Genomic DNA, 21,967 nt, shown 5'->3' on the forward strand with positions numbered 1-21,967 from the left:
CGGTCAGGCGCCGGCCGAGCGGCCGAACAAGGCCGGCCGCCAGAAGCGCCGCTGAAACGACAGTGCCATCGCGGCGAAGCCGCGGGCCGTGTCGAGCGCCTCGTCGAGGATGGTGAAGGGAGTCGGTCCGCCGGTGGCGATCACGCCCTCGACATCGGCATAGCCGCCGGCGAGATCGGCCTCGAACTTGCGGGCGAGACGGCGCATCGCCGCGTTCTCGGGCAGGCACGTCATGTAGAGCGTGCGGATGCTGCGGTTGCGCGCGGCGGTGATCAGCCGGCCGAAGAGCGTTCCGCCGATGCCGCGCCGACGCCAGTCGCGCTCGACGCTGAAGGCGGCCTCGCCGGTCTGGGCCATGATGTCCTCGAGACCGCGCAGCTCGGCCGCGCCGCGCACCGCGCCATCCTCGATATAGGCATAGACGAGCCCGCCGACGCCGAAGGTGGTGACCGCGTAGTTCTCGAGAAAATCGTCATTCACCGCGGTGCCGAAGCGCTCGCGGCGGGTGACCTCGTCGAGCCGCAGCAGATGGGCCTTGAAGAGGTCGCGTTCCGCGGGCCAGAGCCGACGGACTTCGCCATGGCCGGTCGTGGTGCCGGCCTTGCTGGAACGAGCCAATTGTCATCTCCTGTTGTCAGCGCTGGATGCGCGGGACCGACCAGGAGGCGATTCTTCCCTAACTCGTTTCGGAAGATGCGTCTGTTGCGCCCGATTGCAAGGGGGCGCGAGCGGCCCCGATGCAGCAATTTTCGGCATGATGAACGTCAAGACGCCGATTTGGTCGATCGGGAGCCCTATTCCCGATCGATCGGCCACTGCCTGAAGACGTCGAGGGTCTCGCAGGCGGCGGCCTGCTCCGCCAGCGCCGGCCAGCGCTCGGCCGGAACAACATCGGGGAGCGCGAAGCGGCAATAGCCCCACGCGATCGCCGCGGCGAGGTCGCTCGGCAGCAGTTCCGGGCCGTCGGTCAGCTCGCCCCGGCCCGCCGCTGCATCAAGCTGGTCCAGCGCGGTGTGGAGCTGGGACAGGATGCGCTCCTGCCAGACGGCGTCGCGCCGGTCCTCGGGCCGTCTGTGCTCATATCCCATGGCGACCGCCTTCTCCGCCGCGACGATGCCGATGCCGGTCAGCGAGAGGTCTCGCGTGCGGGCGCTCGCCTCGACCGGGCGCAGCGAGCGGCCGGCGAGATCCTCGAAATGCTGGATGATCAGCAGGGATTCGGCGATTACCGTGCCATCGTCCGCGATCAGGGTCGGTGCCTTGATCAGCGGGTTGATGGTCCGAAACTCGTCCATGTGCCGCAGCACCGAGACCGAGCGGTGCTCGAACTCCAGTCCGAGCAGTGTGCCCGTGACCGCGGCGCGGCGGACATAGGGGCTGTCGAGCATTCCCACGAGCAGCATGGGCGGCCTCCTCAGAATCGGACCCGCAGAGTGCCGGCTCAGCGCCATCGAGCCACGCGAAATCGGGTGATGGGGCCGATCACGCCGGCTGATGGGCCTCCGCCTCATCCTCGAACTCGGGCGTAAAGCCGAGCGTGACGCCGCGCTCGCGCGCCGCGGCCTGGCAGGGGTCCCAGTAGGGCGCGCCGCCGAAGCGCTCGACCAGCAGGTCGATCAGCACGCGGACCTTGCCCGGCACATAGGCTCCTGGCGGCCGCACGACGAAGAGGGCGTGTTCCTGTAGCGGGAACTCCCAGAGCAGCGGCTCCAGCGCGCCGTCGCGAATGGCGTCGCTCGCGATGAAGGTCGGCAACTGCACGATGCCGAGCCCGGCCTTGGCCCACTCCATCAGCGTCTCGCCGCTATCGGAGCGCAAGCGCCCGGCGGGTCGCACCGAGACGCGACGCCGGCCGACCCGGAAGGTCCAATCCGGCTGGCTGGTGCCGGTGTAGAGCAGGCAGTCATGGCCGGCGAGGTCGGCCGGCGTGGCGGGCCGCCCCCGCGCAGCGAGATAGGCCGGGCTCGCCAGGATGACGCCGTGGATCGGCGCGATCCTGCGGGCGATCAGGCTCGAATCCTTCAGCGTGCCGATGCGGATGGCGGCGTCGAAGCGCTCGCCGATCAGGTCGACATAGCGGTCGCTGGCTTCGACATCGAGTTCGAGGCCGGGATGGCGCCGGGCGAGTTCGCCCAGGATCGGCGCGACATGGCGGTTGCCGAAGGTGAGTGGCATCGACAGGCGCAGCCGCCCGACGACCCCGCCTGACTGCTGCGCCACCGCATCCCGGGCCTCGGCCAGATCGGCCAGGATGCGCTCGCCGCGCGCCTTGAATTCGAGCCCCGCCTCGGTGGCGGCAATGCCGCGCGTCGTGCGGCTCAGCAGGCGCGTGCCGAGGTCGGCCTCGAGCCTCGCGATGCGGCGGCTGATGATCGACTTGGACAGGCCGAGCCGCTGCCCGGCACGCCCGAAGCCGCCGCTCTCGACCACGGCGACGAAGCTGCGGATGTCGTCGAGCTCGGACATGAGGGCGTTCCTCGCAATGCAACAGTCTGGTGCGCAGAGCGGGCATTCCGTTGCTGGACGCGTGCCGCTACATCGACGGCATCGAACCCGTTCCCGGTTGCAGGATCAAGCACCATGTCCCATCTTCTCGTCATCAACAGCAGTGCCGCCGGTGCGGCTTCGGTCTCGAAGCAGCTCATCGACGAGACGGTCGCCCGCCTGCGTGCCGCCGACCCGGCGCTGGTCGTGGTCGAGCGCGATCTCGGCGCCAACCCGGTGCCGCATCTCACGATCGATTCCACGGCGGCGATCCGTGGCGCGGAGCCGGCCAACGACGCGCAGCGTGCCGCGAAGGCCCTCTCGGACTCGCTCGTCGCCGAGCTGAAGGCGGCCGACACCCTGATCATCGGCGCACCGATGTATAATTTCGGCATCCCCTCGACGCTGAAATCCTGGTTCGACCATGTGCTGCGGGCCGGCGTGACCTTCAAATATGGCGAGAGCGGCCCGGTCGGCCTGCTCGAAGGCAAGCGCGCCATCGTCGTCGAGAGCCGCGGCGGCCTCTACTCCTCCGGCCCGACCCAGGCGCTGGATTCGCAGGAGCCGCATCTGCGCACGATGCTGGGCTTCATCGGCATCAAGGATGTCACCTTCGTTCGTGCCGAAAAGCTCGGTTATGGACCGGAAGCGCGCGAACAGGCGATCAACGACGCCAAGGCGGAGCTCGCCCGCGTCGCCTGACGCGGCTGCCGCGAGCGCCAAAGAAAAAGGGCTCTCCGGATCACCGGGGAGCCCAAGTCGTATCGGGAGGTCTCGAAACGGTGGAGGCGGCACGCCCGGGGTTCCTGGGCCCCGGGAAGGCCGGATCAGTAGTAGCCGCAGACGCGGCGGTAGCCGACGACCTCGCCATAGCGGTTGATGCGCTCGACCATGTCGCACTGGCGCACCGGGGCGTAGCCGTAGTAGCCGTGAGCATAGGCCGGGCGGGTGGCGGCGGCGACCAGCGCACCGGCGGCGATCGCGCCCACGATGCCGGCGCCGATGGCCGGGCCGCGGCCGTAACCCCAGTAGCGCGGGCGCGCTTCGGCGGACGTGGCGGCGAGCGTGGTGGCGAGGGTCAGCGCGGCGAGGGTGCCGGTCGCGATCATCTTGAAGCGGGTCATCGTCAGGGTCTCCCTGAGGCTTCGGGAGCGAACCATTCGCCCTCCATGCCTCTTGGTCGCGGCCGGTGGCGGGGAGGTTCAAGGCGAGGTCGCATTTTTTCCCGTCGGCGCCGGCGTGATCTCAGCCGGCCGTGACGCGGCGCCAGAAGCTCGACGAGAAACCCGGGTCGACATGGGCGGAGAAGTCGCGCCAATGCGGGAAGGAGGCCGCGAAGGTCGCAGGCGACATCCGCGCATCCTTGTAGGGGTTGACGCGCCCGCCGGCCGCGAGAGTCACGGCATCCAGTTCAGCGAGCAGGCGCTCGGTGCGGGCGCCGCGGTTGGGGAAGTCCAGCGTCAGGGTCGCCCCCGCGATGGGGAAGGACATCATCCCGGGCGAGGGCACGTCGCCGAAGAGCTTCAGTACGGTCAGGAAGGAGGCTTCGCCCGCCGCGAGCGTTCGGCGCAGCATCTCCTCCACGGCCTGCCGGGCGTGTGCCATCGGAATCGCGCACTGGAACTGGCGCAAGCCCCCCGGGCCGTAGGCGCGGTTCCAGTGGGCGACGCGGTCCAGCGGATAGAAGAAGGGGCGGTAGGGAATGCGGCGCGGCTCGGGCGAGCGCGGCTGGGCGGCCCGGTAGAGCCAGTTGAAGGCGCGCAGCGTCAGCCCGTTGATCAAAGGGATCGGCGGCTGGATGGGAAAAGTCAGGCGGCGTGTCGGGCGGGGCTCAGGGTCTTCCGAAGCCGGGGCGTGATTGGCGCGGAAGAAGACGCCGCGGCCGAAATCACGCCCCGATGCGAGCGAATCGATCCAGGCGACGGTGTAGTCATGCGTCGCGTCGGATGCGGCCGCGATGGCGAAGAAGTCGTCGAGCCCGCCGAAGCGGATCGCTTCCTGCCGCATCTGCGCCGAGGCGACCGGCATGAGCTGGAGCGTCACCTGCGTGACGAGCCCGGTGAGCCCCATGCCGCCGATGGTAGCGGCGAAGAGATCCGTGTTGAGGTCGGGCGCACAGGTCAGGCGCTGCCCGTCCGAGCGGACGAGTTCGAAGGCGCGGACATGGCGGCCGAAGGTGCCGGCGCGATGGTGATTCTTGCCGTGGACATCGTTGGCGAGGGCGCCGCCGATGGTGACGAAGCAGGTTCCCGGCGTGACGGGCGGGAACCAGCCGGCCGGCACCACGACGTTCAACAGGTCGTCGAGCAGGACGCCGGCCTCGCAGGTCACGACACCGCTCTCGCGATCGAAGGCGAGGATGCGGTCGAGGCTGCGGGTCAGAATCAGCCGCCCGCCGTCGTTCAGGCAGGAATCGCCATAGGATCGGCCGTTGCCATAGGCGAGCACGGCGCCGTCTTGCGGTGCGGGCTCGGCGATCCAGGCGTCGGGCTGAAGCAGGCGGCTGTCGCGCGCGCGCAGGCCGCCCCAGGAGCCGGGCGCGGGGCGCGGGGCGGTCACGGGAGCAGGGTCGCTGCGATCATGATCACGACGACGGCCGCGCCGGTGACCTGGCTGCGCCAGTCGCGGATCATGAACACCAGCGGATCGTCCGGCACCTGGCCGCGACGGGCGAGGAACCAGATCCGCGCCATCTGGTAGAGAATGATCGGGCAGATCAGCCAGATCAGCTCGGGATGGCGATAGAGTTCCTTGACGGCGGCGCTGTCGACATAAAGCGCCATGATCAGCGCGCAGGTGCAGCCCGAGGCCATGCCGAGCTGCGACAGCGCCTCGATGTCCTCCGCATGATAGCCGCGGCCGGCCTTCTTCAAGCCCGACTGGTCTTGCGTGATGCGCAGCTCGGCATAACGCTTCACCAGAGCCAGGCTGAGGAACAGGAACATCGAAAACGCGAGGAGCCATGAGGAGAGCGGGATGGCGGCTGCGGCGTTGCCGGCGAGAATGCGCAGCGTGTGCAGCGCGGCGAGCCCGAGCACATCGACTAGCAGCTTGCGCTTGAGCACGAAGAGATAGGCCAGCGCCAGGACGAGATAGGCGCCGAGCGCCATCACAAAGAGCTGAGGCCGGGGCAGGAGCCACGACAGCGCGAAAGAGGTGATGACCAGGAGTGGCACGGCTGCATAGGCCTGCGCCTCGCTGATTTCGCCGGCCGCGAGCGGCCGCTTGCATTTGGTGGGGTGGCGCCGGTCGGCCTCGACATCGACGATGTCGTTCAGGAGGTAGATGGCCGAGGCGAGCAGGCTGAAGGCAAGGAACGCGACGGCGCCGTGGCCGAGCGCGGCAACATCGAACACGTCATGGTTCAGGAGGATCGGAACAAAGACCAGCCCGTTCTTGAGCCAGTGATGCGGGCGCATCGCCCTGATCATCTCTTTCGCCGACATGATCTCGTCTTTCCCTCCCACGCGTCGTTACTGCAGCCGGCGGGTCCGAAAGACGGTTCCGGGCGAGCATCAGGCAGCCTTACGCCGTTCTGGCGCCTGCCTTCCTCGCCGATAAATCCTAAACCTCCGTGGATGACTGTGACGGCGGACCGCGATTTGACGCGGATGCTTAACGGCGCCCTGACGGGGCAGCGCCGTTCTGCGGCGCCCCGTCAGGGCTCAGGCAGAACAGGCCGCCCCGTTTCAGGCCTTGGCGGCGCTGGCCGCGACGTCGATATTCGCGACAAGTTCGGCGTCGAGGCCGAGCGACGCGGCCAGGCCGGCGAGGAAGTCCTTCTCCTTCGGCGTGTCCGGATTGATGGCAATTCGCGCGGCCGTGTAGATCTGTGCCGCGACTTCGGGGCTCTGGGCGCCCTGGGCCAGCGCCTCGATCGAGGCCGGACTGGCCATCTCGCCCTCCAGCCATTCATTGGCTTCCTGATCGAACCCCGCCTCGCGAAGGCCGCCGAGAATGGCGGTGCGCTCCTCCGCGTCGATGGCGCCGTCGGCTGCGGCTGCGGCGATCATGGCCCGGATGAAGAGCAGTGCGGTGGCCTCGCTCGCGGCCTCCGACTCAAAGCCGGTGCCGCGCGGCGGCGGCAGGAGCTCGGGATTGCCGACCTCGAGCAGCGGCTTGCCGGACTGGTAGTTCTGATAGGCCTTGTAGGCGAGGCCGCCGATCAGGGCCATGCCGCCGAGCCTGGCGGCGGAGCCGATCACCGCCCGGCCGCTGGAGGTGCCGAAGACGAGTGCGCCGAGGCCGCCGAGCACGGCGGTCGCCATCGCCGGGTTCTTGTCGAACATCGCCTTGGCCTGGGCCAGCACATCCTGCGCCGAGCGACCGCCCGTGACCTGGCCGACGACGTCGCCTGCCTTCTGCTGAACGCCGGTCTGGCGGGCGGCGTCCCCGACACCCTGGGAGGCCTGGGTCAGGATCTGCCCGGCCATCCCGGCGAGGCCACCGAGGCCACCGCCCTGCTGCACCTTGCCGGCCAACCCACCGAGAATCTGCCCGAGCGATCCGGTCTGGCCCTGGCCGCCGGGCTTGCCGGCCTGCGTGCCGGCGCTGACGAGGGCATCGAGAAGCGACTTGGCGTTGAACATCGGGCTCTCCTCCGGTCGGCGCCGGAGTTTCGGGCGCCCGCAGCGCATCTAGGAACGATGTCGCCCGATCGCCAGTGAGACCGTGCCGGAGTGCGGCATCGGTTCGCGGCCGCAAGCCATGTCAGGGCTGGAGGCGTCGCAGCATCAGCGGCGCGCCGACGGCCGGGTCCTTGCGCCACAGGCCGTCCTCGAAGACCAGATCGACGCTGTGGCCCTTGCGCGCGAGCAGACTCAACCGGCCGGCCTCATAGCGCCAGCCGGCAGGATCGAAAATCGTGATGCCGGTATCCGCACATTGCCCCTCGAAGCCCGCGGTCGCAGGACGCCCCTCGGCGGCAGGCGCGAGGCGAAGACGGCAGGCTTCGCGGCCCGGCTGCCGCATCAGCGCATAGAGGCCGGGCAGCGTGTCTGGCGCGGGCGCCCTGGCGGGATCGACGATGGTCGGGCGCTGGGCGGCCGTTGCCGCGGCTTCGGCGGGGCTCGGCGGAGACCGTGGCGCCGCGCGGGCGAAACCGGCAGCGTCGAGCGCGTAGTCCCTGCCATCGGAGCCGCGGCCCTGGCGGCGCGTGCTTGCGGCGGGGCCGAACCGGATGACAGGCTTGCCGCCGGCATCGCTCAGCGAAATCCCGCCATCGGGCGTCGGCGACCAAGCGGTGACGCCGTCGAGGATCGGCAGAGCGCGCCGGCAGGTGGCGGGAAAGCGGATCTGGCGCCCCAGTCCCGCGGCTTCCGCTCCCAGCGTGACCGTGCATTGGCGCGGGGCGCCGACCTGCTCGAGCGTCCAGGCGCCGAGCAGGGATGCGATGGCGGCCGGGGCCCGGTCCGCCCCGCGCGGCAGCGGCGGAGCCTGCGCCGCGGCGGCCTGGCCCCAGAGAGCCAGACCGACCAGGGCGAGCGCGCGTCGCAGCCCGCCGGCCAACCCGCTCAGCCCTTGGGCCAAGGCGTCTCGGCGACGGGCGTCAGCGGACCTTTGCCCTCGAACCAGGAGACGAGGTTGTCGACGACGAGCTGGCCCATCTGTTCACGGGTGTGGACCGAGGCCGAGCCGACATGCGGCAGAAGCACGACATGATCGATCGCGATCAGCTCGGCCGGTACGCGCGGCTCGTCCTCGAAGACATCGAGGCCGGCGGAAAGGATGGTCTTGTCGCGCAGCGCCGCGATCAGCGCCTGCTCGTCGACGACGGTGCCGCGGCCGACATTGATCAGGATGCCGTCGGGGCCCAGCGCCTTCAGCACCTCCGCATTGATGATGTGGTGGGTCGAGGCACCGCCGGGGGCGACCGAGATCAGCGTGTCGACATCGGCCGCCATCTCGACCAGCGAGGGGTAGTAGCGGTAGGCGACGTCCGCCTGGCGCGAGCGGCCATGGTAGACGACCGGCAGCCCGAACGCCTCGACGCGCTGCGCCACGGCCTTGCCGATTCGGCCGAGGCCGACGATGCCGACCTTACGCTTGCGCAGCGAGGTGGTCAGCGGATAGGGCGCCTTGAGCCACTTGCCCTCGCGCAGATACCGATCGACCTGCGGCAACTGGCGGACGGTTGCGATCAGCAGGCCGATGGCGAGATCGGCGACCTCATCGGTGAGAACGTCGGGCGTGTTCGACACGACCAGGCCGCGGCGTCCGGCCTCGGCGGCATCGACATTGTCGTAGCCGACGCCGAAATTGGCGATCATCTCGAGCTTCGGCAGCGCGTCGAACAGCGCCCCGTCGATGCGGACATGGCCGCCGCCGGCGATGCCGCGGACCTTGTCCGCGACCTCGCGCAGGAAGGCCGCCTTGTCCTCGGCCTTCCAATATTCGTGCACAGTGAAGCGCGCCTTCAGCTGGTCGGCCGCATAGGCCATCATCGGGCCGGTCATCAGAATGTGGGTGGCGTCTGGCCGTGTCATGGGAGCGTTTCCAAAGGCTTCTGAGAGGAGGGGCGGCTTGATCGGGTCCGGGTGAATCGATTAAATGCGCTTCTCGGCGGTCGATGGGATGCCCGGTCGATCTTGTCCAGCCATGGGCCATTCCACCACGCCGGACCGACCCGCGGAAGTCGCGCGGACGCATTTATAATATGACTTAATCACGCGCTTTTCTGAATGGCGGCCGCTGAAAGAGGCGTCAGCATCGCCAGCGTGGTGTTCAAACTGTCGATCACCAGAGCCTTCATCCGGGCTGCCGCGAGTTCGCCGTCGCGCTGGACGATCGCATCCAGGACACGCTCGTGATCGACCAGCGAGGCGACGAAGAACTCGCGGTCGTCGATCGATTTCAGCAGCAGCGACCATTGCAGCGTGGCCGCGACGGCGCTGGAGAGGCACATCAGCGTGGCATTGTGGGAGGCCGCGAAGACCGCCTCGTGAAAGGCGAGGTCGGCCCGGATCGTGACGTCGTCATAGGGCTGATTCTCGGCCATGCCGCGATAGGCGGCCTCGATCCGCGCGATGTCGGCCGGGGTGCGCCGCTGCGCCGCCAGCCGCGCTGCCGCGGGCTCGGCGAAACGCCGCAACTCGAAGAGATCGCGGATGAATTTTTCGTTCGGGTCGGCTTCGAAATGCCAGGCCAGCACATCGGGATCGAGCAGATTCCAGCTCTCGCGCGGTGCGGCGCGCGTGCCGCTCTTGGGCCGCGCCTCGACCAGCCCCTTGGCCGTGAGCACCTTCACCGCCTCGCGATAGGCGGTGCGCGAGACCGAGATGTCGCCCCGCAGATCGTCCTCGTCGGGCAGCACTTCGCCGGCCTTGACGGCCCCTGTGATGATGGCGACGGCAAGCTTCTGCGCGACCTGACCGAAGAGTCGGTCCGGGTTGAGCGTGGTCGGCCGCGAATAGTCGCGCACCCTCATCGTCAGGCTCCTCCTCCTCCCCCGGGTCCGGCGCTTGACACGCCTGCATGTATGGTATGACTTTATCGCAGATGAAGGCCGGTGCAAGCGACCGTTCCTCTCCGGAACGGGGTGGTGCTTAGCCGACCGCAACCTTCATCGATCGGTCGCAACAGGCCGATAGACGATGCGGCCCGGACCCCGCCCGACAGGGTGGATCACCGGGTCCACGGGGAAACGACGACGAGGAGACAGGCCCGATGGCCTCAGTGCAGATTGCCGACGTGCGCAAGGCGTATGGCGCCACCCAGGTGATTCACGGTGTCGACATCGACATCGAGGACGGCGAGTTCGTCATCCTGGTGGGCCCGTCGGGCTGCGGCAAGTCCACCCTCCTGCGCATGATCGCGGGACTCGAGAACATTTCGGGCGGGGAGATCCGCATCGGTCCGCGCGTCGTCAACGACGTGCCGCCGAAAGAGCGCGACATCGCGATGGTGTTCCAGAACTACGCGCTCTATCCGCACATGACGGTGGCCGACAACATGGCCTTCTCGATGAAGCTGCGGAAGGCTCCGAAGGAGGAGATCGCCGACCGCGTCGGCAAGGCGGCCGCCATCCTCGGACTCGAAAAGCTGCTCGACCGCTATCCGCGCCAGCTCTCCGGCGGCCAGCGCCAGCGCGTCGCCATGGGTCGCGCCATCGTGCGCGATCCGCAGGTCTTCCTGTTCGACGAGCCGCTCTCCAATCTCGATGCCAAGCTGCGCGTGCAGATGCGCACCGAGATCAAGGAGCTGCACCAGCGCCTGCGGACGACCACGGTGTACGTTACGCACGACCAGATCGAGGCCATGACCATGGCCGACAAGATCGTCGTGATGCATGACGGCATCGTCGAGCAGATCGGTGCCCCTCTCGATCTCTACGACCGACCCGCCAATCTCTTCGTCGCGGCCTTCATCGGCTCGCCCTCGATGAATCTGCTCAACGGCAAGATCACACCGGCCGGGTTCGAGACGGAGGGCGGCGTCGTCTGGCCGATCGGCACGCATCCGCCGGGTTCCGACGGCAAGGCGGCGGTTCTCGGCATCCGGCCCGAGCATATCCAGCTCGACGAGAACGGCCTCAAGGCCGAGGTCGTCGTGGTCGAGCCGATGGGGTCGGAGACCCAGGTCGTCGTCCGCTGCGGCGGGCAGAGCCTCACCTGCGTGTTCCGCGAACGCATCACCGCCAAGCCGGGCGAGCTGATCGGGATCACGCCCGACATCAATGTCACGCATCTCTTCGACGCCGGCACGGGGAAGAGCCTGGCTGCGTGACGGGATCATTCGGGCTCACGGGGGATAAACCCCCGGGGCACGATGTAGCGCAGGGCCGCATGGGGCGTTCCAGACCCCGGGCCGAACAACCGAGTCCATGGGAGGACGCTGATGACCAAACCGACACGACGTTCCGCATTGAAGGGTCTCGCCGGCGTGGCGGGTGCTGGCGCCCTCGTCGGCTCCGGCATGACCGAATGGGCCAAGGCCTGGGCTCAGGCTTCGCCCTTCAAGCCCGAGGCGGGCGCGGCCCTCAACCTGATGCGCTGGCGCCGCTTCGTCGTCGCCGAGGACGAGCAGTTCAACAAGATCGTCGCGGCCTTTACTGCGGCCACGGGCGTGCGCGTCACCGTCACCTCCGAATCCTTCGACGATATGCAGCCGAAGGCCTCCGTCGCGGCCAATACCGGCACCGGCCCGGACATCTTCTGGTCGCTCTATTCGACGCCGCATCTCTTCCCGAACCGCTGCGTCGACGTCAGCGACGTCGCCGACTATCTCGGCAAGAAGTATGGCGGCTGGGTGCCGGTGGCCGAGGCCTATGGCAAGCTCGGCAACAAGTGGATCGCGATCCCCGCCGCGATCAACGGCGGCTACATCAACTACCGGGTCTCGCAGATCAAGGCGGCGGGCTTCAACGAAGTGCCGAAGGATACGGCGGGCTTCCTAGAGCTCTGCAAGGCGCTGAAGGCCAAGAACACGCCGGCCGGCTTCCCGCTCGGGCGCGCCACCGGTGACGGCAACTCCTATGCCTACTGGCTGCTGTGGTCCCACAACGCCGCGCAGGTCGATGAGAACAGCAAGGTGATCATCCGCTCGCCGGAGACGGAAGCGGCGCTCAACTACGCGAAGTCGCTCTACGACACCTTTATCCAGGGCACGGCTGCCTGGAACGACGCCTCCAACAACCGTCTGTTCCTCTCGGGCGAACTGGCGCTGACCGCCAACGGCATCTCGATCTATGCCGCGGCCAATGCGTCCAACGATCCGAAGCAGAAGGAGATCGCGGCGGATATGGATCATGCCTACTGGCCGATCGGCCCGGCGGGCCGGCCGACCGAGATCCAGCTCTGCTTCCCGATGATGGCGATGACCTACTCGAAGTTCCCGAACGCCTGCAAAGCGTTCATGGCCTTCATGCTGGAAGCCGAGCAGTTCAACCCGTGGCTGGAGGCTGCCGCCGGCTACCTCACGCACACGCTGAACGCCTTCGACAACAACCCGGTCTGGACGAAGGACCCGAAGAACACGGTGTTCCGCGACGCCTCCAAGCGCAGCCTCGTCGCCGGTTATCGCGGCAAGCTCGACGAGAAGGCGGCGACGGCGATGGCCGACTTCATCGTCGTCGACATGTTCGCAAGCTTCTGTACCGGCCGCGAGACTGCCGCCGGCGCGATGCAACTCGCCGAACGGCAGCTGCAGCGCATTTATCGCTGACGAACCCCATCCGGCCGGCGTCGTCGCCGGCCGGAGCGCCCTAAGGGCGCCGGGGACCGACGTTCATCAACATCTGCGGGCCTCCTCCCCGGCGACGGTCGCGTCACCGGGGAGGGTGGCACCCCTTTATCGAGGAAGCGCTCGCGATGGCTGCAGGCTCGTTCGCCGCTCCGCCGGAGACCACCGCCTGGTCGCGGCTGATGGTCAACCGCAACTGGCTAGGCTTCTGGTTCATGGTTCCGACCATGATCTTCCTGTTGCTGTTCCTGGCCTGGCCGCTCGTGCTCGGCATGTGGATGAGCATGACCGACATGCGCATCGGCCGCGGCGGCGTGTTCATCGGGCTCGAGAACTACCAGTTCCTGCTCGACGACCGGGATTTCATCAACGCGACCGTCTTTACCCTCGTCTACACGGCGGTGGCGTCGGTGGTGAAGTTCGCGGTCGGCCTGTATCTGGCGATCCTGCTGAACAACCACATGCCGTTCAAGGCGTTCATCCGCGCCATCGTGCTGATCCCCTTCATCGTGCCGACCGTGCTGTCGGCGGTGGCGTTCTGGTGGATCTTCGACACGCAGTTCTCGATCTTCACCTGGCTGCTGCAGAAGGCGGGCATCCTCGACAAGGGGCAGTACATCAACTGGCTCGGCGACCCCTTCCTGGCGCAGTGCAGCGTGATCTTCGCCAATATCTGGCGTGGCATTCCCTTTATCGCGATCACGCTCCTGGCCGGCCTGCAGACCGTGTCGCCCTCGCTTTACGAGGCCGCGACCCTCGACGGCGCCTCGGGCTGGCAGCGCTTCCGCTTCGTCACCTATCCGCTGCTGACGCCGATCATCGCGGTGGTGATGACCTTCTCGGTGCTGTTCACCTTCACCGATTTCCAGCTGATCTGGGCCATGACCCGCGGCGGCCCGGTCAATGCAACGCAGCTGATGGCGACGCTGTCCTATCAGCGCGGCATCCTGGGCGGGCGGCTCGGCGAGGGGGCGGCGATCGCCACCGCCATGGTGCCGTTCCTTCTGGCCGCGATCATGGTGAGCTGGTTCGGCCTTCAGCGCCGCAAGTGGCAGCAGGGAGAGAGCAATGACTGACGCCGCCCTGAAATCCGGCACCACCCCGGGGACGCTGTCCGACCATCGCGAGGGCATGGCCTATCTCGAGACGCTGCCGCGGAAGCTGGTGACCGTCTACATGCCGCTCGCGATCATCCTCTTCGTGCTGCTGTTCCCGTTCTACTGGATGGTGATCACCTCGATCAAACCGGACTCGCAGCTGCTCGACCTCGACAACAGCAATCCGCTCTGGGTCAGCCAGCCGACCTTCCAGCACATCTACAAGCTGCTCTTCGACAGCGCCTATCCGCGCTGGCTGCTGACGACGATGACGGTCGCCACCGCCGCCACCTTCCTGTCGATCTTCGCGAGCGTGCTTTCGGCCTATGCGATCACCCGCATTCGCTACAAAGGCGCGGCGACGGTCGGCGGGCTGATCTTCCTCGCCTATCTCGTGCCGCCCTCGATCCTGTTCATCCCGCTCTCGGCGGTGATCCACGCCTATGGGCTGTTCGACACGCCGTTTGCGCTGATCCTGACCTATCCGACGATCCTGATCCCGTTCTGCACCTGGCTGCTGATGGGCTATTTCAAGACCATTCCCTATGAGCTGGAGGAATGCGCCCTGATGGATGGGGCGAGCCGCTGGCAGATCCTCGTCAAGATCGTGCTGCCGCTGGCGATCCCCGGGCTGATCTCGGCCTTCATCTTCGCCTTCACCCTGTGCTGGAACGAGTTCATCTACGCGCTGACCTTCATTTCCTCGGACCACAACAAGACGGTGCCGGTGGCGATCATCTCCAACTTTGTCGACGGCGACATCTTCCGCTGGGGCTCGCTGATGGCGGGTGCGCTGATCGGCTCGCTGCCGCTGGTGATCCTCTACGCCTTCTTCGTCGAGCATTACGTGTCGGCGATGACGGGAGCGGTGAAGGAGTAAGGTCCCCGCGGCGCGGGTGGTTCCCGCCTGCGCCGCCATGCGGAGCGCGACGGTGAGACCGCACGGATCGGCGCTCGCCTCGCGGGGCGCGATCGTCCAGTCTCGCGACCTGACCCTGGACGGCGCCTGAAGGCGCCGGGGGACGTCAACAGAGGACCTGATCACAAGATGCCGACCTCCATCGCCTTCGTCGGGCTCGGCGCCATGGGCGCGCCGATGGCCGAGAACCTCGTCAAGCGTCAGTTCCGTGTCACCGGATTCGACATGCGTGAGAGTGCGCGCGAGGCGCTGGTCGCCGCCGGCGGCCACGCGGCGGAGAGCGCCGCGGCTGCGGCTGCGGGTGCCGAGGCGCTGGTGCTGATAGTGGTCAACGCCGCCCAGGCGCGCGTCGTGCTGTTCGAGGGCGGGGCGCTAGAGGCGCTTGCGCCCGGCGCCGTCGTCATCCTGATGGCGACCTGCCCGCCCGGCGAGGTCGAGGCGATCGCGACGCAGGTCACGGCGAGCGGTCGGCGCTTCGTCGATGCGCCGGTTTCGGGCGGCGTCGTCGGAGCGCGGGCCGCGACACTGTCGATCATGGTCGGCGCGCCCGATGCCAGCTTCGCCGTGGCGAAGCCGATTCTCGATGCGATGGGCGACAAGGTCTTCCATGTCGGCCAGTCCGCGGGGCAGGGCGCGACGGTGAAGACGGTCAACCAGTTGCTCTGCGGCGTGCACATCGCGGTCGCTGCCGAGGCGCTGTCGCTCGCCGAGAAGGCCGGCATCGACGGGCGCGTGCTGTTCGAGATCATGGGGGGGTCTGCCGCCTCCTCCTGGATGCTGAAGGATCGCGGACCGCGCATGCACGAGGCCGAGCCGACGGTTTCCAGCGCCGTCGACATCTTCGTCAAGGACCTGTCGATCGTGCTCGATGCCGGCCGGGCGGCGCGCACAGCGCTGCCGCTGGCGGCCGCAGCACACCAGATGTTCCTGGCAGCGTCGGGGCTCGGCCATGGCGGCCGCGACGATTCGCAGGTGGTGCGGGCCTATCGCGCGCTCAACGCCAAGCCGGCAAACGATGCCTGAGCCGCCGCCTGCGTCAGCCGCGGGGCGTCGTCGTCGTGCCGCGGATGACGAGCGCCGGCGTCAACAGATGGCGCCGGGGCGGGGCGTCCGGATCCGCGATGCGGCTGATCAGGAACTCCGCCGAGGTGCGGCCCATCCCGTCCTGGAAGTTCCGGATCGTGGTCAGGGCAGGGTACCACTGCGCCGCCTCCTGCACGTCGTCGCAGCCAATGATCGAGAAGTCGATGCCGGCCTCTCGGCCGCGATGGCGCAGGCCGAGCATCGCGCCGAAGGCGGCGAGGTCGTTCATGCAGACGGCGGCTGTCGGCGGATCGGCCGCGTCGAGCACCGCGTGCATGCCCTTCAAGCCGTTCTCCCGCGTGCCGTAGCCGGAATAGACCAACGCCGGATCGAGCGTCAGACCATGGCGCGCCAGGGCCTCGCAATAGCCGCGATAGCGATTGCGCCCGGTCGAGATGCGCTCATTGGCGCAGATGAAGGCAATACGGCGATGGCCGAGGCCGATCAGATGCTCCATCGCGAGCGTGGTGCCATGGCGGTCGTCCGAGCCGACGAAGTCCAATGCGGGCGTGATCTCGCGGGACAATTGCACGATCGGCACGCCGGCGGCGGCGAGATGGGCGAAGGTCTCGGCGGTCGAGCCGCCCGCGGCGCAGAGGATCATGCCATCCGGCCGGTATTCCTTCAGCGTGGTCAGCACCCGGTCCTGGCGCTCGAGATCCTCGCCATAGGTGCCGAGCAGGATCGAGCGGCCATGGGCCGTGGTGGTCTCTTCGATGGCGGCGAGGAGTTCGGCGAAATAGGGGTTGGTGATGTCGTGAAAGCCGACGCCGAGGATGTTGGTGCGGTCGGTGCGGAGCGACGCGGCGCTGCGGTTGTAGCTGTAGCCCATGTCGCGGGCCATCTGCTGGACGCGGCCACGCGTTGCCTCAGCCACCAGTGGCGACCCGCGCAGAGCGAGCGACACCGTCGCGGTCGAGACCGCCAGCCGGTCCGCGATGATCTGCAGCGTGACGCGGCTGCGAGGGCCCGCAGCGGCCGCCGGCGGCTTGAGGGATTGCCCTGCCCCGCTGGGCCCGCTGTTGGTCATGACGCTCTTCTCCGGCGTCGGAAACACGAGCTTGCGACCGGTTCGGGGTCGGGCGTTCCGTCACGTCGATCCGTCATTCTCATATAAACTGGAGAAATTGAAGATGAGTGCAACCAAAGAATCAGTCGGATTCATCGGCGTCGGGTTGATGGGGCAGGGCATGGCCCAGAGCCTTCTCAACAAGGGCTTTCCCCTCACCGTCATGGGGCATCGCAACCGCAAGCCGGTCGAGACACTCGTGGCCGGCGGCGCCAGGGAAGCCAAGACCCCTCGGGAGCTCGCCCAGAACGCCACCATCATCTTCCTGTGCGTGACGGGTTCGGCGCAGGTCGAGGCCGTGGTGAACGGGCCGGACGGTATCGTCGCAGGTGCCGCACCGGGCACGGTCGTCGTCGACTGCTCGACCTCCGACCCGACGGTGACAGTGCGGATCGCTGCGGAACTCGAGGCCAAGGGCCTGCATCTGGCCGATGCGCCGCTCGGCGGGACGCCGGCCCAGGCCGCGCTCGGTCAGCTCTCGGCGATGGTCGGGACGACGCCTGAGGTGTTCGCGCGGATCAAGCCGGCGATCGAGGCCTGGGCGGCGAAGGTGGTGCATCTCGGCCCGGTCGGCGATGGCCACAAGATGAAGCTTCTGAACAACTTCCTCTCGATGGGCTATGCGGCGATCTATGCCGAGGCGCTGACGCTGGCCTCGAAGATCGGCATCACGCCGCAGACCTTCGACAGCGTTCTGCGCGGCAGCCGGATGGATTGCGGCTTCTACCAGACCTTCATGCAATATGTGCTGGAGCGGGACCGCGACGCGCACAAATTCACGCTCGTCAACGCGCTGAAGGATGTGCGCTATCTAGAGAGCGTGGCGAACGCAGCAGGCGTGCCGAACCCGATCGGCAATGCCGTCAAGAACAGCTTCGCCCGTGCGGTCGCCGCGGGGAAGAGCGACGATTACGTGCCGATGCTGTCGGACTTCATCGCCGCCGAGAACGGCGTGTCGCTCGGCCGGAAGGGCTGAGGCCGCCCGCCCGGTTCAGGGGCGACCGGCCAGCGACGGCGCGGCGAGACGGGCCGCGAGGCTCTCGCCGAGGCCGATGCTGGCGATCCCCGCGGGAAAGGCGAGGTCGCCCTGCGGCGGCTTGGGCGGCCGTGTCGTCAGGGCGGCGAGCACGGCCGAAAGCCCGGCCTCGACCGAGCAGATCACCTCGACCTCGACCCGCGGGCGGATCCGCGCCGCGAGCCCGGCGAGACCGGCTCCGCCGAGAATGACGGTGGCCGCGCCGGTTCGCGCGGCCACGTCCCTGCAGGCCTGAGCGAGCAGCTCGACCGCACCGTCCGGATCGCGCGCGATCTCGGCACCCGTCGGGGCGACGGTCTCGATGCCGGCGAGCCGATCTCCCAACCCGAGCGTGCCGACGAATTCCTGCAGCATCGGGCCCCAGCGTTCGCCCCCTGTGACGATGGCGAAGCGCCCGGACCGCGCCGCGGCTTCGAGGCAGCTGGCCTCGGCCATGCCGATCACCGGCACAGAGGCGAGCTCCTTCAGGGCCAGCAGCCCGGGGTCGCCGAAACAGGCGAGATAGACCGCGTCGCAATCGCCGCCATGTTCGGCGAAGGCATCGAGCGCGGCATGTCCGGCAATCGCGGCGGCGCTGCGGCTGGCGATGTAGCGCGCCCCGAAGCGGCCAGTGACGGGCTTCAGCGTCACGCCCGGCGGCAGTTGCGGCTCGAGCAGGCGCGCCATCAGCGCCGTCACCTCGGCGGTGGTGTTGGGATTGATCAGAAGGATGCGCAAGGCGGGTCGTTGTCCGGTGGCCACCGCTTCACTCTCCGCGATCGGCCAATGCGCGGCAATCCCGCGGGCGCATCGCTGACCGGGTATGTTGCAACGCAACATAAACCGCTATGGTCGCGTTGAGGATCAGGGCCGTCGTCATGTCGTCGCGGCCGGCGCAGGAGCGCATCATGCCCCGACTGTCCGACACCATTGCCCGCCTCGCCGCCACGCGCGGTCCGGGACCCGGCGCTGCGCAGCCATCCCGTCTGATCGAATGGGCCGGGTTCGGCGCCAACCGGGGTGCGCTACGGGCCTATCGCTACCGGCCCGAGGGGCTGAAACCCGGAGCGCCGCTGGTGGTCGTGCTGCATGGCTGCACGCAGAGCGCCGCCGCCTATGATCTCGGCTCCGGCTGGTCGCGGCTGGCGGACCGGCATGGGTTCGCGCTGCTCTTTCCCGAGCAGCAGCGCAGCAACAACGCCAATCTCTGTTTCAACTGGTTCGAGCTCGGCGACATCCGCCGCGATGCGGGGGAGGCATCGTCCATTGCCGAGATGATCGCCGGCACGCTCACCGGCTACGGTCTCGATCGCCGCCGCGTCTTCGTCACCGGCCTGTCCGCGGGCGGGGCGATGGCTGCGGTCATGCTGGCGACCTATCCGGAGTTCTTCGCCGGCGGCGCGGTGATCGCCGGGCTGCCTTATGGCAGCGCTTCCACCGTGCCGGAAGCGCTGGAGCGAATGCGTGGTCAGGGTCTTCCCGGTGAGGACGCGCTGCTGCGGGCTGTGCGGGCGGCCTCGCCCCATGGCGGCCCCTGGCCCCGGCTCTCGGTCTGGCATGGCCAGCAGGATCATGTCGTGGTGCCGGCCGCGGGCGAGGCCGTCCTGTCGCAATGGCGTGGGCTGCACGGCCTGGCCGAGGGCCCATCCGAGATCCTGTCCATCGGACCGCATCGCCGCCGGGTCTGGCGTGACGGGGGCGGCGTCGCCCGGATCGAGGCCTTCGCCCTTGCCGGGATGGGTCATGGCACACCGATCGATGCCGGCGACGGGATCGGCGTGCCGGGGCCGCATATGCTGCAGGCAGGCATTTCCTCGACGCGCCACATCGCGGCCTTCTGGGGCATCGGTGATCCCGTCTCAGGCACTGCGACGCGACCGGGCCCGGAGCGGTCGGCGGCGGGCGAGGCCGCTGCGGGGCCCGGTCGGATCATCGAGGAGGCGCTGCGGGCGGCCGGGCTGATGCGCTGAGCCGGGGGGCGGGAACGATCCTGTCCAAGAACGGTTTTCAGGAGACCAAAGGCGGACGGACACCATGACCATCGAGACCAGCGACGACTACGATGCCGCACTTGCCCGGCTCGCCGCTCTGGGCAACGCTCCGACCGAGGGGGCCGCACAGGACGAGTTCCTCGCGATCAGCGCGGCGATGCTCGCCTATGAGACCCGCAACCACCCCGCCTTCAGCCAGGGAGGTCAGGATGATCCTTGAACGCAAGGCGATCGTGCGCTGCGCCGATGATTATGAGCGCGCCCTCGAACGGGTCGAGGAACTGGGCCACCCGGCACCCGGAACACCGGAGGAGGCCGAACTGATCGGCCTCGTCGAGGCGATCGAGAAATGGGAAGCCCGCCACGAGGATGATTCCGAGGGTTGGGGCTGACTGGACTGCCGGACCGAGCCCAACACTCGAATGGTGCCCCTGGCCGGGATCGAACCAGCACTCCTTGCGGAACTCGATTTTGAGTCGAGCGCGTCTACCAATTCCGCCACAGGGGCCCCTTGCGGGCGGGGCGGACTATAGCGATCGACCGCCGCCGGTCAATCGGACGGGCAACGCCGAAAACCCCTCTGTCCGGATGGACGCGGGCCCAGCCGAGGTCTAGACGGCATGGCCAGCCCGCGTGCCGATCCCGGAATGTCGTTCATGTCCAGCCCTGCTTCCGCTCCCGCCGGCGAAACCGCGCGCGGCGGCCCCATCGGGCGGCTTTATGCCTGGACGATGTCGCTGGCGGCGCGGCCGCGGGCCGAAATCTGGCTTGCCGTCGTCGCCTTCGTCGAAAGCTCGGTCTTCCTGATTCCGGCCGATGTGCTGTTCGTGCCCATGGCGATGGCGCGGCCGTTGCGGGCCTATCGGCTGGCGCTGATCGCGACCGTGTTCTCGACGCTGGGCGGCATCGCCGGCTATGCACTCGGCTATTATGTCTTCGAGGCGGTGGCGCGGCCGGTATTGGCCTTCTACGGCAAGCTCGCCGCGTTCGAGAGCCTGCGCGCCTGCGCCGGGCCCGATACCACGCTGATCCTGCTGGCGACCTCGGGGCTGGCGCATCTGCCGCCGATCAAGGTCGTCACCATCCTGGCCGGTGCCGTCCAGATCGGACTCGGCTTCTTTGTGGTCTCCTGCGTGCTGGCGCGTGGGCTGCGCTTCTTCGCGCTGGCCTTCCTGCTGCGACGCTACGGCCCGGCGATCCGCCATTTCATCGAGCGTCGGCTGAAAGTGATGGCCGTACTGGCTGCCGGCGCGGCGATCCTGCTGTATTTCGGCCTCAAGCTTGTCGCAGGGTCCGGCCAGCTTCTGTCCTGCTGAGGGCCTCGGCCATGACGTCCATCCCGCTGAATCGGCAGCGCTCTGCGCTGGGCCCTTCCCGCGTCATCGCCCTGGTCGGATTGGGCTGCCTTGCGCTGATCGCTGGCGCCTGGTTCTTCGAGATCGTGGTGGGCCTCAGGCCCTGCAAGCTCTGCCTCGAGCAGCGCCTGCCGCATTATGCGGCGATGGGGCTGGCGGCCGCCGGGCTGGTGCTGGCGCGCTCGCCGCGGCTGCAATGGCTCGTGCTGCTCGCGCTCGCGGGGCTGATGGTCTGGAGCACCGGCCTCGGCGTGTATCATGCCGGCGTCGAATGGGGCTGGTTCGCCGGTCCCAATGATTGCGGCGGGGCGGCTGCGCCGGCGGCTGCGGGCGTGCAGGATTTCATGAAGCAGCTTCAGACCACGCGGGTGGTCGCCTGCACGGAAGCCGCGTGGCGCTGGCTCGGGCTGTCGCTGGCGGGCTGGAACGCGATCACTTCGCTGGGCCTGCTGGGACTGGCTCTGCTCGGGCTGAGGGGCACGACGCGCGGCTGAGACGAGGCGCGCGTGTGCCGCACCCCATAAGGGAACCATCGTCGACCGGCTAAGTCATTGATTTTCGGTCACGGCTTTATCTCAAAAGAGGGTCGCGTTGCACCCCAAAACAGAGATTGATCTAGCACTTTGCACCCCATAATTTGAAAGAGTTGTCGATGAGGGCTAGCGCGCTAGAGCGGAGGTCGTGTCCCATAGCGTGGTGTAGCTGACGGTGGTCACCGGCGATTGCCGGTTAGGTTTGGGTTGTGAACGCCAACCCTGAACCGAGAGATCCCCGA

The 21,967-nt window shown here is 68.1% G+C and carries 24 protein-coding genes and 1 tRNA gene; 12 read left to right on the forward strand and 13 right to left on the reverse strand.

Annotated features, from left to right (window positions below; all coding sequences use genetic code 11):
* Positions 1-3 precede the first annotated feature (3 nt).
* The 3 genes from ACFPN9_RS14840 to ACFPN9_RS14850 all read right to left on the reverse strand — a co-directional run bounded on the left by ACFPN9_RS14840 (position 4) and on the right by ACFPN9_RS14850 (position 2,466).
* The gene (locus ACFPN9_RS14840) at positions 4-618 is read right to left on the reverse strand and encodes a GNAT family N-acetyltransferase (protein ID WP_066717602.1); all 615 of its coding nucleotides are present in this window, start codon (positions 616-618) and stop codon (positions 4-6) included.
* A gap of 176 nt (positions 619-794) precedes the next feature.
* A complete protein-coding gene (locus ACFPN9_RS14845; protein WP_066717605.1) occupies positions 795-1,403 on the reverse strand; it encodes a glutathione S-transferase family protein in 609 nt (202 codons plus the stop codon).
* Positions 1,404-1,482: 79 nt separating this feature from the next.
* Complete coding sequence (locus tag ACFPN9_RS14850; RefSeq protein WP_082733274.1) at positions 1,483-2,466, reverse strand: LysR family transcriptional regulator; 984 nt, start codon at positions 2,464-2,466, stop codon at positions 1,483-1,485.
* A gap of 114 nt (positions 2,467-2,580) precedes the next feature.
* Here ACFPN9_RS14850 and ACFPN9_RS14855 point away from each other — a divergent pair, with 114 nt between their 5' ends.
* Positions 2,581-3,186: an FMN-dependent NADH-azoreductase gene (locus tag ACFPN9_RS14855; RefSeq protein ID WP_066717607.1), complete on the forward strand. Its 606-nt coding sequence runs from the start codon at positions 2,581-2,583 to the stop codon at positions 3,184-3,186.
* Positions 3,187-3,311: 125 nt separating this feature from the next.
* Here the strand turns inward: ACFPN9_RS14855 and ACFPN9_RS14860 are convergent, their stop codons facing one another.
* The 7 genes from ACFPN9_RS14860 to ACFPN9_RS14890 form a co-directional block, all read right to left on the reverse strand.
* Positions 3,312-3,608, reverse strand: a complete 297-nt coding sequence (locus ACFPN9_RS14860) for a hypothetical protein (protein WP_066717611.1) — start codon at positions 3,606-3,608, stop codon at positions 3,312-3,314.
* Between the two features lie 121 nt (positions 3,609-3,729).
* Entirely contained in the window at positions 3,730-5,043 is a 1,314-nt protein-coding gene (locus ACFPN9_RS14865; RefSeq protein WP_066717614.1) for an FAD-binding oxidoreductase, read from the reverse strand.
* The gene (locus ACFPN9_RS14870) at positions 5,040-5,930 is read right to left on the reverse strand and encodes a UbiA family prenyltransferase (protein ID WP_066717617.1); all 891 of its coding nucleotides are present in this window, start codon (positions 5,928-5,930) and stop codon (positions 5,040-5,042) included. The genes ACFPN9_RS14865 and ACFPN9_RS14870 overlap by 4 nt, the downstream gene beginning before the upstream one ends.
* 243 nt (positions 5,931-6,173) lie before the next feature.
* Positions 6,174-7,073, reverse strand: a complete 900-nt coding sequence (locus ACFPN9_RS14875) for a tellurite resistance TerB family protein (protein ID WP_377817213.1) — start codon at positions 7,071-7,073, stop codon at positions 6,174-6,176.
* A gap of 121 nt (positions 7,074-7,194) precedes the next feature.
* Positions 7,195-8,013 carry an AprI/Inh family metalloprotease inhibitor gene (locus tag ACFPN9_RS14880; RefSeq protein ID WP_156446426.1) on the reverse strand — a complete coding sequence of 273 codons (819 nt, stop codon included), beginning with the start codon at positions 8,011-8,013 and terminating at the stop codon, positions 7,195-7,197.
* Positions 7,998-8,969 (reverse strand): 2-hydroxyacid dehydrogenase, encoded by a 972-nt coding sequence (locus ACFPN9_RS14885; RefSeq protein WP_066717626.1) that lies wholly within the window; start codon positions 8,967-8,969, stop codon positions 7,998-8,000. Before ACFPN9_RS14885 ends, ACFPN9_RS14880 begins: the two co-directional genes overlap by 16 nt.
* A gap of 179 nt (positions 8,970-9,148) precedes the next feature.
* Positions 9,149-9,910 carry a FadR/GntR family transcriptional regulator gene (locus ACFPN9_RS14890; RefSeq protein WP_066717629.1) on the reverse strand — a complete coding sequence of 254 codons (762 nt, stop codon included), beginning with the start codon at positions 9,908-9,910 and terminating at the stop codon, positions 9,149-9,151.
* Between the two features lie 239 nt (positions 9,911-10,149).
* Here ACFPN9_RS14890 and ACFPN9_RS14895 point away from each other — a divergent pair, with 239 nt between their 5' ends.
* The 5 genes from ACFPN9_RS14895 (at position 10,150) to ACFPN9_RS14915 (ending at position 15,702) form a co-directional block, all read left to right on the forward strand.
* Positions 10,150-11,208, forward strand: a complete 1,059-nt coding sequence (locus ACFPN9_RS14895) for an ABC transporter ATP-binding protein (RefSeq protein WP_066717632.1) — start codon at positions 10,150-10,152, stop codon at positions 11,206-11,208.
* Positions 11,209-11,319: 111 nt separating this feature from the next.
* Complete coding sequence (locus tag ACFPN9_RS14900; RefSeq protein WP_066717634.1) at positions 11,320-12,645, forward strand: ABC transporter substrate-binding protein; 1,326 nt, start codon at positions 11,320-11,322, stop codon at positions 12,643-12,645.
* Positions 12,646-12,791: 146 nt separating this feature from the next.
* Positions 12,792-13,739 carry a carbohydrate ABC transporter permease gene (locus tag ACFPN9_RS14905; protein WP_066717636.1) on the forward strand — a complete coding sequence of 316 codons (948 nt, stop codon included), beginning with the start codon at positions 12,792-12,794 and terminating at the stop codon, positions 13,737-13,739.
* A complete protein-coding gene (locus tag ACFPN9_RS14910) occupies positions 13,732-14,640 on the forward strand; it encodes a carbohydrate ABC transporter permease (RefSeq protein WP_066717638.1) in 909 nt (302 codons plus the stop codon). Before ACFPN9_RS14905 ends, ACFPN9_RS14910 begins: the two co-directional genes overlap by 8 nt.
* Positions 14,641-14,808: 168 nt before the next feature.
* On the forward strand, positions 14,809-15,702 hold the full coding sequence (locus ACFPN9_RS14915; RefSeq protein ID WP_066717641.1) for an NAD(P)-dependent oxidoreductase: 894 nt from the start codon (positions 14,809-14,811) through the stop codon (positions 15,700-15,702).
* A 13-nt stretch (positions 15,703-15,715) separates the two neighbouring features.
* On the opposite strand, the gene ACFPN9_RS14920 is transcribed toward ACFPN9_RS14915, so the two are convergent.
* Complete coding sequence (locus ACFPN9_RS14920) at positions 15,716-16,792, reverse strand: LacI family DNA-binding transcriptional regulator (protein WP_066717644.1); 1,077 nt, start codon at positions 16,790-16,792, stop codon at positions 15,716-15,718.
* 103 nt (positions 16,793-16,895) lie between these two features.
* On the opposite strand from ACFPN9_RS14920, the gene ACFPN9_RS14925 reads away from it, so the two are divergent.
* Positions 16,896-17,807 (forward strand): NAD(P)-dependent oxidoreductase, encoded by a 912-nt coding sequence (locus tag ACFPN9_RS14925; RefSeq protein ID WP_066717647.1) that lies wholly within the window; start codon positions 16,896-16,898, stop codon positions 17,805-17,807.
* A gap of 15 nt (positions 17,808-17,822) precedes the next feature.
* Here the strand turns inward: ACFPN9_RS14925 and ACFPN9_RS14930 are convergent, their stop codons facing one another.
* Positions 17,823-18,584 carry an aspartate/glutamate racemase family protein gene (locus tag ACFPN9_RS14930; protein ID WP_066717650.1) on the reverse strand — a complete coding sequence of 254 codons (762 nt, stop codon included), beginning with the start codon at positions 18,582-18,584 and terminating at the stop codon, positions 17,823-17,825.
* A gap of 170 nt (positions 18,585-18,754) precedes the next feature.
* Between ACFPN9_RS14930 and ACFPN9_RS14935 the strand changes: the two genes are divergently transcribed.
* From ACFPN9_RS14935 to ACFPN9_RS14945, 3 genes are all read left to right on the forward strand, one after another.
* Positions 18,755-19,816, forward strand: coding sequence for an extracellular catalytic domain type 1 short-chain-length polyhydroxyalkanoate depolymerase (locus ACFPN9_RS14935; protein ID WP_066717662.1), 1,062 nt, complete (start codon positions 18,755-18,757; stop codon positions 19,814-19,816).
* Between the two features lie 64 nt (positions 19,817-19,880).
* Entirely contained in the window at positions 19,881-20,057 is a 177-nt protein-coding gene (locus ACFPN9_RS14940) for a hypothetical protein (protein ID WP_156451109.1), read from the forward strand.
* The gene (locus tag ACFPN9_RS14945; RefSeq protein WP_066717653.1) at positions 20,047-20,229 is read left to right on the forward strand and encodes a hypothetical protein; all 183 of its coding nucleotides are present in this window, start codon (positions 20,047-20,049) and stop codon (positions 20,227-20,229) included. Before ACFPN9_RS14940 ends, ACFPN9_RS14945 begins: the two co-directional genes overlap by 11 nt.
* A 31-nt stretch (positions 20,230-20,260) precedes the next feature.
* Here ACFPN9_RS14945 and ACFPN9_RS14950 read toward each other — a convergent pair.
* Positions 20,261-20,345, reverse strand: a tRNA-Leu gene (locus tag ACFPN9_RS14950).
* 148 nt (positions 20,346-20,493) lie between these two features.
* Here ACFPN9_RS14950 and ACFPN9_RS14955 point away from each other — a divergent pair.
* On the forward strand, positions 20,494-21,153 hold the full coding sequence (locus ACFPN9_RS14955) for a YqaA family protein (protein ID WP_066717668.1): 660 nt from the start codon (positions 20,494-20,496) through the stop codon (positions 21,151-21,153).
* 11 nt (positions 21,154-21,164) lie between these two features.
* A complete protein-coding gene (locus ACFPN9_RS14960; RefSeq protein WP_066717656.1) occupies positions 21,165-21,686 on the forward strand; it encodes a disulfide bond formation protein B in 522 nt (173 codons plus the stop codon).
* Positions 21,687-21,967 lie beyond the last annotated feature (281 nt).

Source organism: Allobosea massiliensis (assembly GCF_042655245.1).
Taxonomy (GTDB): domain Bacteria; phylum Pseudomonadota; class Alphaproteobacteria; order Rhizobiales; family Beijerinckiaceae; genus Allobosea; species Allobosea massiliensis.

Bases quoted from the DNA above. Each gene is read 5' to 3' on its own strand.
- ACFPN9_RS14910 (WP_066717638.1), top strand. From the start codon at position 13,732: ATGACTGACGCCGCCCTGAAATCCGGCACCACCCCGGGGACGCTGTCC.
- ACFPN9_RS14870 (WP_066717617.1), bottom strand. From the start codon at position 5,930: ATGTCGGCGAAAGAGATGATCAGGGCGATGCGCCCGCATCACTGGCTC.
- ACFPN9_RS14955 (WP_066717668.1), top strand. From the start codon at position 20,494: ATGTCCAGCCCTGCTTCCGCTCCCGCCGGCGAAACCGCGCGCGGCGGC.
- ACFPN9_RS14860 (WP_066717611.1), bottom strand. From the start codon at position 3,608: ATGACCCGCTTCAAGATGATCGCGACCGGCACCCTCGCCGCGCTGACC.
- ACFPN9_RS14905 (WP_066717636.1), top strand. From the start codon at position 12,792: ATGGCTGCAGGCTCGTTCGCCGCTCCGCCGGAGACCACCGCCTGGTCG.
- ACFPN9_RS14895 (WP_066717632.1), top strand. From the start codon at position 10,150: ATGGCCTCAGTGCAGATTGCCGACGTGCGCAAGGCGTATGGCGCCACC.
- ACFPN9_RS14960 (WP_066717656.1), top strand. From the start codon at position 21,165: ATGACGTCCATCCCGCTGAATCGGCAGCGCTCTGCGCTGGGCCCTTCC.
- ACFPN9_RS14885 (WP_066717626.1), bottom strand. From the start codon at position 8,969: ATGACACGGCCAGACGCCACCCACATTCTGATGACCGGCCCGATGATG.
- ACFPN9_RS14940 (WP_156451109.1), top strand. From the start codon at position 19,881: ATGACCATCGAGACCAGCGACGACTACGATGCCGCACTTGCCCGGCTC.
- ACFPN9_RS14925 (WP_066717647.1), top strand. From the start codon at position 16,896: ATGAGTGCAACCAAAGAATCAGTCGGATTCATCGGCGTCGGGTTGATG.
- ACFPN9_RS14875 (WP_377817213.1), bottom strand. From the start codon at position 7,073: ATGTTCAACGCCAAGTCGCTTCTCGATGCCCTCGTCAGCGCCGGCACG.
- ACFPN9_RS14945 (WP_066717653.1), top strand. From the start codon at position 20,047: ATGATCCTTGAACGCAAGGCGATCGTGCGCTGCGCCGATGATTATGAG.
- ACFPN9_RS14890 (WP_066717629.1), bottom strand. From the start codon at position 9,910: ATGAGGGTGCGCGACTATTCGCGGCCGACCACGCTCAACCCGGACCGA.
- ACFPN9_RS14845 (WP_066717605.1), bottom strand. From the start codon at position 1,403: ATGCTGCTCGTGGGAATGCTCGACAGCCCCTATGTCCGCCGCGCCGCG.
- ACFPN9_RS14920 (WP_066717644.1), bottom strand. From the start codon at position 16,792: ATGACCAACAGCGGGCCCAGCGGGGCAGGGCAATCCCTCAAGCCGCCG.
- ACFPN9_RS14900 (WP_066717634.1), top strand. From the start codon at position 11,320: ATGACCAAACCGACACGACGTTCCGCATTGAAGGGTCTCGCCGGCGTG.
- ACFPN9_RS14915 (WP_066717641.1), top strand. From the start codon at position 14,809: ATGCCGACCTCCATCGCCTTCGTCGGGCTCGGCGCCATGGGCGCGCCG.
- ACFPN9_RS14850 (WP_082733274.1), bottom strand. From the start codon at position 2,466: ATGTCCGAGCTCGACGACATCCGCAGCTTCGTCGCCGTGGTCGAGAGC.
- ACFPN9_RS14855 (WP_066717607.1), top strand. From the start codon at position 2,581: ATGTCCCATCTTCTCGTCATCAACAGCAGTGCCGCCGGTGCGGCTTCG.
- ACFPN9_RS14935 (WP_066717662.1), top strand. From the start codon at position 18,755: ATGCCCCGACTGTCCGACACCATTGCCCGCCTCGCCGCCACGCGCGGT.